The following is a 15,102-nucleotide window of genomic DNA, read 5'->3' as shown; positions in this document are numbered from 1 at the left end:
GTCTCCATTAATGCGCTTTATCAGCCAGTTCAACAACGTTCTGATCTATGTTCTGGTTGCCGTAATGGTTATCACCACCCTGCTCGGTCACTGGTTAGACGCCGGGGTGATTGCAGGCGTGGTTTTGATCAATGCGGTGATAGGCTTTATTCAGGAAGGGCGGGCAGAAAATGCCCTTAGAGCGATTAAAGATATGTTATCGCCGACGGCAGAAGTGCTGCGCGACGGGAAACAGGTCACCGTTGAGGTAGAACAGCTCGTCGTCGGAGATGTGGTATTACTGCAGTCTGGAGACAAAATACCCGCCGATATGCGTCTTTGCCGCTGCAAAGGGTTACAGATCTCCGAAGCGGCCTTAACTGGCGAGTCTGTCGCAGTCGATAAACAGAGCGAACCGGTTGCCCTCGCCGCCGATCTGGCTGAACGTAAATCGATGGCCTATTCCGGTACGCTTGTCACCCATGGTATTGGCACTGGTATTGTCGTAGCTACTGGAGCCCAAACCGAACTAGGACAAATCAGCACCCTTGTCTCAAACGTCCAACCCACAACAACACCGTTACTAAGACAAATAGCGCAGTTCAGTCACTGGCTAACAGCCACGATCCTTGCGGTTGCAGTCGCCACCTTCACCTTTGGGGTGATGATCCGAAGCTACCCCGTCACCGACATGTTTCTTGCCGCGGTTAGCCTTGTGGTCGCCGCCATACCTGAAGGACTGCCAGCCATCATGACCATCACCTTGGCTATCGGTGTAGAAAGGATGGCACGGCGCAATGCAGTTATCCGTCGTCTTCCTGCTGTTGAAACGCTCGGCGCTGTTACTGTCATCTGTACTGATAAAACAGGAACTCTGACCCGCAACGAAATGACCGTCTGCAATATCGTCACAGCAGACCACCACGTAACCCTTAGCGGCATAGGTTACGACCCACATGGCGTGATTACCATCGATCAACACACCGTCTTTCTCGAACAGATGCCTCTGCTAACTGAGATTATCCGAGCAGCCGTCTTGTGCAATGACGCCACTCTCCACCAACACGGTGGGCAATGGCAAATACACGGGGATCCCATGGAGGGCGCCCTATTAGTTGCAGGGGTTAAGGCAGGCTTTGATGCTGACAGCGAAATCAAACACTACCCACGCACCGATCTCATTCCATTTGAGTCAGAGCATCGATTCATGGCCACCTTGCACCATAACCACAGCGGCGACGCATTCATCTTCCTTAAAGGTGCGCCAGAGCAAGTGCTTGAGATGTGCAGCCAGCAACTCTCTGCCACCGGCCCCAGCCCCATAGACCGCGACTATTGGCACGCCAAAATTGAACAACTGGCACATAACGGCGAGCGAGTGCTGGCAATAGCCTATCGACCAACCCATAGTGAGCAAGTTGAACTCACCTTTGATGACGTTAACGAGCAGCTAATCATGCTTGGCCTTTTTGGCATGATTGATCCCCCTCGCGAAGAGGCCATAGATGCTATCAATGCATGTAACAATGCCGGGATCAGAGTAAAGATCATTACCGGAGACCATGCCCTAACTGCCCGCGCCGTCGCCCACCACCTCGGTATCATCAACAGCCTAGATGCGCTGACTGGCCAGCAAATTGACCAACTGAGTAACGATGAGTTATTCGAACTTGCGACCCAAATTGATATTTATGCGCGGGTGAGTCCCGAGCACAAAATGCGGCTTATCGATATTTTCCAGCAACATAATCATATCGTTGCGATGACAGGTGATGGCGTGAATGATGCCCCGGCGCTTAAACGCTCCGATGTCGGTACCGCGATGGGGAAAAATGGCACCGAAGCGGCCAAGGAAGCGGCTGAAATCATCTTGACCGACGACAACTTCGCCACTATCACTGCTGCCGTCGAAGAAGGTAGGGCCGTTTACGATAACTTGAAAAAAGCGATTTTATTCATTCTCCCCACCAATGGCGGGGAAGCACTGATCATCCTCGCGGCAGTCTTGCTCGGCTTTAAAGATCTGCCACTAACGCCAGTACAAATCCTTTGGGTTAATATGGTAACAGCGGTAACACTTGCGCTATCGCTCGCTTTTGAGCCCAAAGAGAAGGATCTGATGCGACGTCCTCCCCGCCCGGCCTCTCAACCACTCCTTACTCGCCACCTTATCTGGCGAGTAGGGTTTGTTTCGGTGATCCTTATGGGGGGTACGCTGAGCTTGTTCCTGTGGGAGATCGGTCACGACGCGGATATTGCCCGAGCCAGAACCATTGCGGTGAATACTTTAGTGATGTTCGAGGTCTTTTACCTCTTTAACTCCCGCTATATTTTCGACTCCATTTTCAGTCACCGGGGACTAACGGGTAATCACTATGTATTAGTTGCCATTGCGGTACTGGCAATATTCCAGCTCTGCTTTACCTATTTGCCAATAATGCAAACCATCTTTGGTTCTCGCGCAATCGAGCTGAAAGTATGGCTTCAAATCACCCTTGTCGCTTCCTCTATCTTATTCTTGGTCGAAATTGAAAAAGCAGTAATGCGTAAGTTACGTTCAGCAAACAATAAAACCTGAACCCAATCAACCAGTACCCAATCCGAACTGAGTCGTACATATCTGGGTGAACGAGCCGAACAACAAGAGAGTACGATACCGACTACGAACCGATTAAAAACTAACAGTTGTAGAATCACATTTAAAATGGAGTAACAAGCTTCACGGGTCATTGCAATAGCCAATGATAAACCCGTTAGCCGAAAAGCGAATTACTTGCGCCCTTGCTGTCACCATTTAATGCGCTGTCTTGGCGTATTTCGACCGAAATAATATTTCCTTATATAAGGTAGCTCGGGCTTGTTCAACACTTCGGATAGGTGTCGGCTTCGCGACACATATCCTTATCTGTTATGTACTTTAACTCACTGCTACCTTATATAATTCCTTACAATTAATGTTCAGTGTTTGCACATTTTTCACACTATAATGCACAACCTCAAATTTTTGTAAACCGCTCTACTAATAAGGCTAGCTACCGTTAGCGTGTGTTCGGTAAAATGTTGATAATATTAAGTAACATACTCATTCTTGTATGAAAACTAAACACTGCATTTTTAGTTATGTTTTCCCTGCTACAAAGGATTGTAAATGAATCACTTTTCTCTCGGTATTGTTGCTATCTCAACACTCTTTTCACCAACTTCGATGGCGTACAATTCGGGTAGCTTCTCGTTTGCGATTGATAATGACGGTATCGTAGGTACTGACCAAAATTACAGCAACGGCATTTTCTTTGAATACAACTCAGCAGCAACAAACAACGTCGCGATGAGTGCACCGACCCCTATACGACAAATGGCGTCTATTTTGCCGTTAAGTTCTGGCGCCCAAGGCTGGAATCTGCGTCTTGGGCAACAAATGTGGACACCGGAAGATATTGAAGCGACAGAGCCCCCGCCTAATGAACGCCCTTATGCTGGGCTGTTATTTCTAGAAACGGGTATTTATCAATATTCAGCAAGTGCGGTTGATAAATTCAGCTTTATGTTGGGCACTGTCGGGCCCAATTCCTTCGCAGAAGAAAATCAAAAGTTTATTCACAACATCATAGGTTCTGATGAGCCTATGGGTTGGGATAATCAAATCGAAAACCAAGTCGTATTCAATCTTGGATATCAAGGACACCGTCTACTTACTCGAAATAACGCATGGTTAATGCAGCAATATGATTTAAGTAGTGTTGGTCGTGCCAATGTGGGGAATTTTCAGAGTGAGCTAGCCGTTGGTGCCGTTGCTCGCTGGGGTAAAAGCTTAGATTCAAACTTTGGTAGTACCGGGTTTACACCAGGCAAACTGTTTGATGTCAGCGTTATTTCATCTAGCGCGTCAGGTTACTTTGTATTTACAGGTATAGAAGGCCGTTATCGTTTCAATGATATAACGATCGACGGTGATCGTCCTGATCATGTACCTGATACCAATGTTGAAAACCTGCAAGCAACGGCTGTTTTAGGCTTTGTATATTACCAACCTAGCTGGGGTACAAGCTTGAGTTTTGCCACCAGCACCCCCGATTTTGAAGAAGATATTCGCTCATCCACCTCTATGGGGTCGTTCGAAATATTCTGGCGCTTCTAACTTAAACCCCAGATAGCCGTTTTTTAGGCTAAGCAAAGACTATTTGCTTAGCCTTTTTCTACCAGAAGCAACCTTAACAGCTATGAATATTACACTCTTTATCTGTCGGTATAATATTGAGTAACGGCCAAATACGCAGCCAATTTTTTTCTTCTATACGCCGATAAAAAATATCAGGCATCGGCCTCTTAGGGTTAATTCCCACATTAAAACCCCAGTTGTGCGTCAAACCAAATGGGGCTGTAAAAACGAGTAGTTCTCCCTCATCAAGCTTAACGCCCACACAAGTAGGAATTTCTATCCAACGCGAAATTGCATCCGTTGTATTACAATAAGGTTGGTCATTATGTTTAACGTGCATTCGTGCTTGATTTCGCACTTCCCAGTTCATAGATGGAACCAGTACTTTAAGTTTCGCTGTTAATTCTTGTTCTGTTTTACATGAAATATCTTCTGTATCGAAATACACAACATCAATATCGTTTAGTGATGTCATCTCGGCTTTATTATGCAAACAATCCCAAATAGCATTACGCAAAAAACCAGCCCCTAGAAAACAATCAGGTAAATTCAAACTTCTAACTGCACGTAAACATTCCATTCTTAACGTGTCTGAAAGTAGAAGCAGCTGTGTTTTGTCTTGATATTCTTGTTCAGAATTACTCATATTTAATTTAAACAACCATACTGCATTCATTAAAAAAGCCTGACGAATCAGGCTTAATATTCTGTAAATCTACACTTCTATACAACTGTATTACAAAAGCGTTTAAGCTATATGCTGGACTAGTGCTGATAAACCTTCTGCTGAAAATTCATCTGTTGCTGCCATTGCCGTAATTTCGTCTTGGCTATATTTGCTACCATCGTAAACAACAACAATGCTCGTATCACCAGACTGCAAAAACGTTGTTTCACCAAACTCGGTATAACGGGTTGCGCCTATACTGATTAACGCTTGAGCCGGATAATCAGCATTAGCTAAATGCATTGCTATATCTTCTGTTGGACCAACGTCTTGCTGATTGTTCATACGATCAACAATCCAAGTTAATAGCTTTTCATGAAAGTAGCTGTAACCCACTACTGGGCTGTCTTCACCATAGCGAGAAACAAGATCACCGCGCTTATGAAAACTGGCAATCCGGTAACTATCTAACACGCCGCCTTCTGCAAGTGAATCAATATCAAACATTGTGCTAGCGACACCCTTCGTGTGCTCGCCCCAGTTTTTCTTTTCACTTATTTTTTTTGCATTAGGCTTTCGTATTGAGCAATCGTTATATGCTGCAAATTTACGCGGTGTTAAAGAAACTACACGATTATCTTGATATTCGATATCGCAAAGTAACGCGACTTCAGGTTCGATCTGAAGGTTATCGGCATCATTAGGTGGAACAATTGTATCGTGAGATAGAGGGTATGTTGATAAAAACCCTGCTTTGTCTGAAGGCACATAAAAAGGAAAAATGGCTTTAGGTTGAATCGCTTCTTTTACTTCCACAGCAAGAAAATCTGTCGCTTCACCTGCTTGTTCAAGATGACCAGCAAAGTTACCCGCCACACCAAAACCAATTACATTTTTGAACGTCATAGTTACCCTAATATGGTTTAAAGAGATACCTCTAGATAGTAACGCTCTTACCCTTTTGAATCACTCGAATGAGATGAATAACTTGTTCTAGCTCAACATTTTTAATTAAGCTTTACAATCGACGATGTATAAACTAAAAATACAAACAGAACACCATGCAAACAATGACAAATTGCTCGCAAGAACCATTCACTACGCAAATATAGATAGACAGAGCAGCACCCTAATCATATAGTTAGCGAAAATTAAAAAACAAAATTCAGTGGATGACAGGATGTATAAAACCACCGCTATAGCAGCACTTATTTCATTTGCATTAGCGCCACAATTGGCTTTCAGTGCAACCCCTCAAGCCAAAGCGATTAATGGTACTAATGCTACCGATTACGATAACTTGTTATTACCGTGGCAAGCCGCAATAAAACAAACCACTTCAGATCTAACAGGATGCGGAGCCGTTGTTATTGCTGCACACTGGGTTGTCACTGCCGCACACTGTAATGATGTATCAAAATTAGGCAATATGGTTATTGCTGGCGTATCTTATATCCCTCAAGGTGATTTTTCGAAGCTTGATGCTAAGTATAAGTTCACTGTTATCAAGCGTATTCATCATTCAGCATACAACAGTACAACATTCGAAAATGATATTGCCCTGTTCCAAGTTGAAGAGAGCATGTTGAATGTTGCACAGCCCATTAAAATCGCCACAGCAGAAGAAGAACAGAAAGCTGCTGATGCCGATTTTAAAAGTACATGGGTACAGGGCTCCGATTCAAAAGCCAATCTAATTGCATCTGGCTGGGGAGATACCGTAACCAAATACACCTTTCCTTCTTACTTACAGGTAGTCAAACTGGCGGGTATTCCAGACGATCAATGCAATAACACAATTGATAACAACGCTTATTTTGTTTGTGCTGATTCCAATATTGCTGATTTAGTAAAAGATGTTTGTGCTGGCGATTCTGGTGGCCCTTTAATTTGGCAAAACCCATTGAACATCGCAGATACAGACAAGGGAATACGCCTTATTGGTATCACCAGTAACGGTGCTGATTGTAAGATAAAAAATGACAATCAAAATAACCCATACTATCAATTACATGGCCAATTCACGCAAGTTTCACACTATAGAGATTGGATTGAAGACACAATCCATGCAACTGAAGGTGATAACAGTTTTTCACTTAACGCAGTAGCCGCACCAACCATTACAAAAGACCCATTTATTGTTGTTGCTGATAGGCCTAGCGCTAAAACCCAACCTGCAGATTCAGGCTCATCGGGCGGTTCAGTTCCATTGTTTGGCTTGTTTGGCTTAGCAGCTATTGGTTTAATGCGTCGTAAAGGTATTCATCAAAAGTAAAAAAACTCATCAAAAATTGACGTGCTGGCTATCAAAAATAAATACGTTGAACACTAAACATTAAAAAAGGGTTCCAACTTTTACAGTTAACGTAAAAGTGGAACCCTTTTTGTCTTTTGTTTATAGAGCCAGAACTAAACGGCTCTATAGATATTTAACGACTATTTTTCATCTTCTAGTGCAATAAGCTTCGTTGAACCACCATGGAATTTCTCACGACGTTTCTGAACCAGAGCAAAGAAGCCTGGAATCAAGAAGGTACCTGCAAGTAACACACAAAGTAGACCACCTGTTAGGGAAATACCTAACGAGTTCTGACTAATATGGCCCGCACCAGATGCAAATATTAATGGCAAAATACCCAAGATAAATGACCACGATGTCATATTCACCGCACGGAAACGTAATTTACCACCACGTACCGCAGCCTTCCCGATATCCAGCTCGTTTTCTTCTCGTTCAATCTTGGCGAATTCAACAATCAATATCGCATTCTTCGCGGCCAAGGCTATCAAGAGAACCAAACCAATTTGAGCATACAAGTTCAGCGGTGTGCCCGTTATAGCAAGAGCCAAGAATGACCCCAGTGTCGCAACAGGAACAACCAGAATGATAGCAAGAGGTATACTCCAGCTTTCGTACTGAGCAACCATGAACAAGTAAATAAAGATTAGAGCCAGTGCAAATGCATAGATCGCTTGGTTACCCGCTTTCACTTCTTGGTAAGCCATACCAGTCCATTCATACTGATAGCCTTGCGGTAACACTTCAGCTGCTACACGTTCCATTGCAGCAATCGCATCGCCACTAGAATAACCCGCTGCAGGGCTACCTTGAATGACTGCCGATCGATACATGTTATAACGCCATGCCACATCCGGTTCGAATACTTGCTCAATAGAGGTCAATGTACTCAATGGAATCATATCGCCAGAGGCTGAACGTACGTGAAAACGCTCAAGTGCATCTAGATTATCTCGATATGCGCTGTCTGCCTGTACTGTTACACGAAAGTTTTTACCGTATAAAGTAAAGTCATTCACATACATGGAACCTAAGTTACCCTGTAGCGTCTGGAAAATATCGGTTAGTGGTATGCCTAGTTGCTTCGCTTTCACACGGTCTATATCAACATAGAAGTGAGGAACATTGGCACGGAATGTACTAAAGGTGAATTGAATTTCAGGCTGCGCATTGGCTTTCTGAATCATCTCGTCCATAACATTCGCCAAATCGGTACGGCTTCGACCTAAAGTATCTTCAAGAACGAATTCAAAACCTGAAGCGGCACCCATTCCTGGTACTGCTGGTGCTCCCATCGCAAATACTATCGCTTCAGGTAACTCAGTCGCAGAACGCGCATTAATACGATTTGAAATAGCAAATGATGAATGATCACCTTCCATTTCATTTCGTACGCCCCATTCTTTTAACTTAATAAACAGTGATGCACCATTTGATGCAGCAGCCCCCGTTAAGAACGCATAACCATTTGCAACAGTAATACCTTCAATGCCAGGCTCTTCTGCAAGAATATCTTGAAGCTTGATGGTTGTTTCTTCAGTGCGTGATAACGAGGCTGAATCTGGCAGCTGAACGTTAACAAGTAAAATGCCTTTATCTTCTGTTGGAACAAACGCAGTTGATGTCGTCTTAGATAGGTAGGTTACCGCCCCCACCGCCAAAATAAAGAATGTGACTAACAGTACAGATTTACGAACGAGGTAGCCTGCAATCGAACCATATTTCAATGTAACTTTATCAAGACCTTTGTTGAACGTTTTAAACCAACGCGACTTATTACCATCACCTTGTTTTAGCACTAAAGAACATAGAGCAGGTGAAAGCGTTAATGCGTTAATAGATGAAATTACAACAGAAATACAAATGGTTAATGCAAACTGACGGTACATAATACCGGTAATACCAGGAAGCATTGCGACCGGTATGAATACAGCCAACAGAACCATTGTGGAGGTAATTATCGGACCTGTTACTTCTTTCATTGCAATCAAGGTTGCTTGCCGAGGTGACAGGCTTGGGTCTCGCGCCATGTTGGTATCAACATTCTCGATAACCAAGATGGCATCATCGACCACAATACCAATGGCAAGGATTAAGCCAAATAGCGTTACGGTATTTATCGTAAACCCAGCAGCGAGCATAATGGCAAACGTACCAATCAGCGATACAGGTATGGCCACGACAGGGATTAATGTCGAGCGTATGCTACCTAAGAACATATACGTAACAGCAATAACCAATATAATGGCTTGAATCAGAGTAACAACTACCCCTTTAATCGATTCAGCAACAAACAAGGTTGTGTCGTAACTTGTTTCGTATGCCATACCTTCAGGGAAATCTTTCTTCATCCCATCCAGTAAACTCATTACCGCATCACCACTTTCCAATGCGTTTGCATCAGACTGTAGATTTAACGTAACAATGGCAGCAGGTTGACCACGGAACATGCCATTACCGGTGTAGAATTTCTTACCTAGCTCTACACGTGCAACGTCTTTTAAGAATACAATCGAACCATCATTGTTAGCACGAAGCACAACATCTTCGAATTCTTCAACTGTCTTCAAGCGTCCTTTTGTTACAAGGTTAAACTGAACTTCTTGTGCATTATTGTATGGAGGGGCACCCACCTGACCCGCAGCAACCTGAACGTTTTGTTCAGCAAGAGCCGCATTCACATCAGATGTTGTAAGACCAAGGTTAGCCATTTTTTCAGGATCAAGCCAAACACGCATCGCATATTCGCCACCACCCAGAACGTTAACCTCACTGATCCCTTTCACACGAGCAAGCTGATCTTTTACATTTAAGTTGATGTAGTTAACCAAGAATTGGTCGTCATACTTACCATCAGGTGAATAGAAGTTCAGCACCATCAATAAATCAGGAGAACGCTTCTTAACCGTTACACCCACCATTCGAACTTCAGCCGGAAGCTTAGATTCGATTTGGGAAATACGGTTTTGGACGTTAACCTGAGCCATATCTGGGTCAGTACCAATATCAAAAGTCACATTCAGGCTGTATGAACCATCGTTGGCACTTTTAGAAGACATGTAAATCATGTTTTCTACGCCATTCACCGATGCTTCAATCGGATCTGCAATAGCTTCTTCAACAACCTCAGCACTTGCACCTGAGTAATAAGCAGTCACACCAACTGAAGGTGGACTAATTTTCGGGTATTCCGCCACAGGCAGACTTAAGGCAGCAATTGCCCCAGCAAGCGTTAGAATAATAGATATAACCAACGCAAACTTTGGACGTTGGATAAAAAAGCGACTTAGCATTATTTGTCCTTCGCTTCAGTTTCTTCAACACGAACCGTGATACCGTTACGTACACGCTGTAAGCCTTTTGTCATTACAATATCAGTCTCATCAATACCATCAGCAATGATGATGCCCTGCACTGTTTGAGGGCCCATAGCCACGTTACGACGCTCGGCTACATTGTCTTCTTTTAATACCATCACAAAATCACCTTCTAGATCACTTTGTACTGCACGGCGAGGAATCACAATTTTTTTAACTGGAATTTTCTCACGTAAAAAAACTTGTACATGCTGACCTGGAAGTAAGCGTTGATCTGGGTTATCGAATTTAGCGCGCATTGCAATCGTCCCCGTATTCAAATCAATACGGTTACCAATGAAATCGACTTCACCTAGGTGTTCATATTCTTCGCCATTGTTTAATGTAAGTAATACTTCAACATTACCCTTGCCTTCGCCACTGCCATCTAAGTAATCAATACCTAAATCAAGACGTTCACGTTCACTTAGGTTAAATGTGGTTTGCATTGGATTTAAGCTAACCAAGGTAGTAAGTACACCAGAGGACGGCGACACTAAATCACCAAGACTTACTTTACTATCACTGATTCGACCGCTGAAAGGAGCAGAAATACTTGTATATGATAAGTCGACTTCAGCAGAATGATATTGTGCCTTCGCCGCTTTTAATTGGGCAATTGCACTTAAGTTTTCAGCCGTTAATCGGTCAAATTCCGATTCACTAATACTGCCTTTTGGTAATAGATTTTGACCACGTTTAAAATCGAGGTCTGCTTTTTTTAAATTTGCTTCTGCTTGAGATATGGCCGCTTGTGCACTCGCCAATTTAGCCTCATAAGCTGCCGGTTCAATTTGAAATAACAATTGTCCTTTTTCTACTAATTGCCCTTCAGTGAAAAAGCGCTCTTTTAAATACCCAGATACTTGTGCTGTAATTAACACATCTTCAAGTGCTTCTGTACGACCCACATATTGCTTACCTTGCTGATAATCAATAACTGTAACGGGCTCTACAACAACTAAAGGACCTTGTGGAGATTTTTGTCCCGAGACTTTATCGCCACACCCAGCAAGTAGGCTCGCGCTTACCAGCGTTGCGATAATAAGTTTTTTATTCATTTATGCTGACCATCGATTTAAATAAAACATACAAAAAAACGAACACAATAAAAGTGCGTTCAAATTAAAATAACATTGAAAAAACATATACTTTTTTAATAAGAATAAGGTAACAATTCAGCTTTAATGAAAGCTGAATGGTAGGAAATAATACACACCTTTTGAAAGTAATTTGTTTCAAAATATTTCAAAATTGGATATATATAACAAATAGCTTAATAATGGTTTAAATAGCCACAAACAGTAGCCGCAATTAGCATTAACAATACTTAGGAAGCATAGATAGAATGGATTTTTTCCCAGTTTTTTTGAGTTTGAAGAGTAAAAAAATCTTAGTTATTGGCGGCGGTGAAGTTGCTTGTAGAAAAGTTGACCTATTACTGAAGGCAAAAGCAGATATCACGCTTGTATCGCCGGAGTTGCATCCTCACTTATCCTGCTTAGTCGATAACAAAAAGCTCAATTACATAAGCAGAGAATATCAATCAAATGATGTTATAGGTTTTCACCAAGTATGGGCAACAACGGATGTGCGAGAACTGAATCACCAAGTATTTAATGACGCTAACGCATTAGGTATCTGGACCAACGTTGTCGACGATCCAAAATATTGTAATTTCATTACGCCATCAATGATCGATAGAACCCCTATTCAGGTGGCCGTTTCTAGTGGTGGTGCTTCACCTGTTTTGGTACGTTTTATACGAGAAAAACTAGAAACTCAACTACCTCAGAATTTGAGCCTGCTTGCAGCTTATTCCGGTAAACAACGCAGTCGCATTAAGCAATACTTTGGTACCGTAGATGAAAGGCGTAAATTTTGGGAAGCTTACTTTCGATTACCAGCTGTTGAGAATGCAGCGACAGAAAGTGATTTAGAAGCGGCGTTTACCTTGCTGCTTGAAAACAATACCGCGCAAACGGGTAACTTGTATCTGATTGAAACGGGTGATGACGCAGAAATGCTGTCATTAAAAGCCCTTCGACTCATGCAGCAATCAGAATATGTATTATTTCCTGAGACTAAAGATGATATTTTCGTCGACCTATGTCGCCGTGATGCTGAACGTGAAAGCTATTCTAATGAAACGGTTGTTAATCAAGTGCAACACTTACTGAATGAAGATTTAAGAGTATGTGTACTCGCCCCCAAAGGCACCCACATTGAATCACTAAAGGCATTAAACACAAGCTTTGGTGGTCAGTTTGTGCCTTGCTTATAGCCGTCTATTTCTAAAAAAACGATAAAAAAAGCCGCATTTACATTGTTTAATAAACAACGTAAATGCGGCAACAGTTACACTCAGTGGATTTATTTTTAGGTATTTCGAATATCTACTCGGCTTTCGCTGCCGTTAGATTGGAATTTGGTTGTTGTAATTTCGCATGTAACCATAACCCTGATGTTTTCATGGTATAACCAAATAAAGCACCCAAAATTAATGATGGAATAACTAACTGCCAATCACCGTTTGATGCGAATGTTGCGCAAGAACCAATAAAAGTACCAGGAATAAAATTTAACCATGATTTTTTAGCCTGAACACACATCATGAATGCAACAACGGCTGTTACAACGTAACCAATAATTTCAAGGCTAAACATACTTGAGAGATGGATTATCACCATTGCCCAAAACACACCACTCAGATTAGTAACAATACTTAGCCCTAAGCCTTTCACGCCATCTTTCGGTGATGCAAAGTAAGTAGTGCAGCCTAAAAACCCTGCCCAGCTTAGCAAACCGAGTGAAATGGCGACCCAGCCCCAGATACCTGACAAAATACCTGTTGTTAATGCAATCGCTACTAATACCGTCATGATGTGATCTCATATCTAAAGAAAATAGTCTTAATCTGTAAACAGTGTAAGCGTTAAGACCAAAAACACACAAGATCAAGATCACACTTATACCCTTTTGGTTACATGCAATTTCGCGTTAATTAGATATAAGTCTCACTTTATCGGTATTTATCAACAGGAACGTACCAAACCAGTAAGAAACCAGAAGACATCATAATTATGCCAATAAACACAGTGTTTACCTGTGAGCACAATGCTCATCTATGAGGGCAATACTGTGTAACAAGACTACATTTAACATCTCTTCAACAATAATTATTTCACGGCAAATCATAATTCAAATTGCGGATATCTCGGGCTGTGGTAATTTACCCATATCTTTGATATCCCCCTATTTCGGAGCACATCCATGGGTCCATTAATGCTTGACGTATTAGGTTATGAACTTAATGCAGAAGAACGTGAAATAATCCAACACCCAACAGTGGGAGGAATCATCTTCTTCGCCCGCAACTATCACGATCGTGCTCAATTACGTGCTCTCACCAAAGACATTCGTAAAACGGCTGCTAAGCCCCTTCTTATTGCCGTTGATCAAGAAGGCGGACGAGTACAACGTTTTCGTGAAGAATTCACGCAACTACCTCCTGCTCGCGCATTCGAACAACATAACAATGGCGTTGAGCTCGCTAAAAAGGGAGGATGGTTAATGGCTGCTGAATTGCTGGCTATGGATATCGACCTAAGCCTTGCCCCTGTATTGGATCTTGGCTTTGATTGTAAGGCAATTGGTGATCGTGCTTTTTCTGACGATCCAAAGAAAATCATCAAATATGCAAGCCAATTTATTAAAGGAATGAAACAAGCAGGCATGGCAACAACGGGGAAACATTTCCCAGGTCATGGCGGTGTTATTGCAGATTCTCATCTCGAAACACCGTTTGACTCAAGAGAGAACATTAAAGAGCACGATATGATCGTGTTTAAATACCTTATAGAAAATAACTTATTAGATGCAATGATGCCAGCACACGTTGTATTCGATGCCTATGATGACAAACCAGCAAGTGGTTCTGATTATTGGCTAAAACAAGTACTACGCCAAGATTTACATTTTAAAGGTGTCATATTTTCTGACGATCTTAATATGAAAGGTGCTGATGTTATGGGCAGTTATAGCGAGCGAGCTATAGCAGCTCAGCAAGCTGGTTGTGACATGGTTATGCTATGTAATAACCGAGAGGGTGCCATTCAGGCTTTAGACGGCCTACCCCAAGTTAATGTACCCATTTTGGATACGCTGTTAAAACGACCAACGGGTGAATATCAAGAGCTTATTAGAACAAGCATGTGGAAAGAGACTGAACGAGAAATTAGTCGCTTAAGTTTAGAATGGCGTGAAAAGCACAGTTAATTGCTTATTTTGATAAAAAAGACTTTTCCATAAAACAATATGTTGAAGGCGAGCATTATGCTCGCCTTCAAATGTAACGGCAGTGATGCATTGTTATACCCAAGTCACCTCAAGATGCAGGATTCAGAGTGATCTCAGCGTATTTAATTCAAGGAAAATGTGTGTAGGAATGGCATTCCCTTTCAAGCACGTTTGACACAGAAGTAGATACGCTGAATCACTCCCGAAGGGCGAGTTTTGTTGGGGGCTCTATGCGGTGTTACTTATTTCCAACGTAGAACGACTAGGTCTATAAATAAGTGCCTTGCCTAGAGCCCAACAAATTCTCGCTGAAACGAACATCTTGAGGTAACTTGGGTATAAT

General features: G+C 42.4%; 10 protein-coding genes. 5 read left to right on the top strand and 5 right to left on the bottom strand.

All coding sequences use genetic code 11. The features are described from left to right. Positions 1-2,557, top strand: a 2,557-nt coding sequence (locus tag C9J12_RS17220; protein WP_107243842.1) for a cation-transporting P-type ATPase, incomplete at its 5' end; no start/stop codon positions are given. 570 nt (positions 2,558-3,127) lie between these two features. Further along, positions 3,128-4,117 (top strand): lipid A deacylase LpxR family protein, encoded by a 990-nt coding sequence (locus tag C9J12_RS17215; RefSeq protein ID WP_107243836.1) that lies wholly within the window; start codon positions 3,128-3,130, stop codon positions 4,115-4,117. A gap of 73 nt (positions 4,118-4,190) precedes the next feature. Here the strand turns inward: C9J12_RS17215 and C9J12_RS17210 are convergent, their stop codons facing one another. After that, positions 4,191-4,814, bottom strand: coding sequence for a nucleotidyltransferase family protein (locus C9J12_RS17210; RefSeq protein WP_107243835.1), 624 nt, complete (start codon positions 4,812-4,814; stop codon positions 4,191-4,193). 72 nt (positions 4,815-4,886) lie between these two features. After that, entirely contained in the window at positions 4,887-5,711 is an 825-nt protein-coding gene (locus C9J12_RS17205) for a DUF5718 family protein (protein WP_107243834.1), read from the bottom strand. Positions 5,712-5,985: 274 nt separating this feature from the next. Between C9J12_RS17205 and C9J12_RS17200 the strand changes: the two genes are divergently transcribed. Then, positions 5,986-7,080, top strand: a complete 1,095-nt coding sequence (locus C9J12_RS17200) for a trypsin-like serine protease (protein ID WP_107243833.1) — start codon at positions 5,986-5,988, stop codon at positions 7,078-7,080. Between the two features lie 161 nt (positions 7,081-7,241). Here C9J12_RS17200 and C9J12_RS17195 read toward each other — a convergent pair whose 3' ends face one another. After that, entirely contained in the window at positions 7,242-10,397 is a 3,156-nt protein-coding gene (locus C9J12_RS17195) for an efflux RND transporter permease subunit (RefSeq protein ID WP_107243832.1), read from the bottom strand. Next, entirely contained in the window at positions 10,397-11,521 is a 1,125-nt protein-coding gene (locus C9J12_RS17190; protein ID WP_107243831.1) for an efflux RND transporter periplasmic adaptor subunit, read from the bottom strand. The genes C9J12_RS17195 and C9J12_RS17190 overlap by 1 nt, the downstream gene beginning before the upstream one ends. A 287-nt stretch (positions 11,522-11,808) precedes the next feature. Here C9J12_RS17190 and C9J12_RS17185 point away from each other — a divergent pair, with 287 nt between their 5' ends. Then, the gene (locus C9J12_RS17185; protein WP_107243830.1) at positions 11,809-12,744 is read left to right on the top strand and encodes a precorrin-2 dehydrogenase/sirohydrochlorin ferrochelatase family protein; all 936 of its coding nucleotides are present in this window, start codon (positions 11,809-11,811) and stop codon (positions 12,742-12,744) included. A 112-nt stretch (positions 12,745-12,856) separates the two neighbouring features. On the opposite strand, the gene C9J12_RS17180 is transcribed toward C9J12_RS17185, so the two are convergent. After that, positions 12,857-13,342 carry a DUF1097 domain-containing protein gene (locus C9J12_RS17180; RefSeq protein ID WP_107243829.1) on the bottom strand — a complete coding sequence of 162 codons (486 nt, stop codon included), beginning with the start codon at positions 13,340-13,342 and terminating at the stop codon, positions 12,857-12,859. Between the two features lie 391 nt (positions 13,343-13,733). Here C9J12_RS17180 and nagZ point away from each other — a divergent pair, with 391 nt between their 5' ends. After that, positions 13,734-14,738 carry a beta-N-acetylhexosaminidase gene (gene nagZ / locus C9J12_RS17175; RefSeq protein ID WP_107243828.1) on the top strand — a complete coding sequence of 335 codons (1,005 nt, stop codon included), beginning with the start codon at positions 13,734-13,736 and terminating at the stop codon, positions 14,736-14,738. The last annotated feature ends 364 nt before the right edge of the window (positions 14,739-15,102 follow it).

Source organism: Photobacterium frigidiphilum, assembly GCF_003025615.1.
Taxonomy (GTDB): domain Bacteria; phylum Pseudomonadota; class Gammaproteobacteria; order Enterobacterales; family Vibrionaceae; genus Photobacterium; species Photobacterium frigidiphilum.
This window is presented reverse-complemented; position numbering and strand designations above follow the sequence as displayed.

Bases quoted from the DNA above. Each gene is read 5' to 3' on its own strand.
- C9J12_RS17195 (WP_107243832.1), bottom strand. From the start codon at position 10,397: ATGCTAAGTCGCTTTTTTATCCAACGTCCAAAGTTTGCGTTGGTTATA.
- C9J12_RS17185 (WP_107243830.1), top strand. From the start codon at position 11,809: ATGGATTTTTTCCCAGTTTTTTTGAGTTTGAAGAGTAAAAAAATCTTA.
- C9J12_RS17205 (WP_107243834.1), bottom strand. From the start codon at position 5,711: ATGACGTTCAAAAATGTAATTGGTTTTGGTGTGGCGGGTAACTTTGCT.
- nagZ (WP_107243828.1), top strand. From the start codon at position 13,734: ATGGGTCCATTAATGCTTGACGTATTAGGTTATGAACTTAATGCAGAA.
- C9J12_RS17200 (WP_107243833.1), top strand. From the start codon at position 5,986: ATGTATAAAACCACCGCTATAGCAGCACTTATTTCATTTGCATTAGCG.
- C9J12_RS17190 (WP_107243831.1), bottom strand. From the start codon at position 11,521: ATGAATAAAAAACTTATTATCGCAACGCTGGTAAGCGCGAGCCTACTT.
- C9J12_RS17180 (WP_107243829.1), bottom strand. From the start codon at position 13,342: ATGACGGTATTAGTAGCGATTGCATTAACAACAGGTATTTTGTCAGGT.
- C9J12_RS17210 (WP_107243835.1), bottom strand. From the start codon at position 4,814: ATGAATGCAGTATGGTTGTTTAAATTAAATATGAGTAATTCTGAACAA.
- C9J12_RS17215 (WP_107243836.1), top strand. From the start codon at position 3,128: ATGAATCACTTTTCTCTCGGTATTGTTGCTATCTCAACACTCTTTTCA.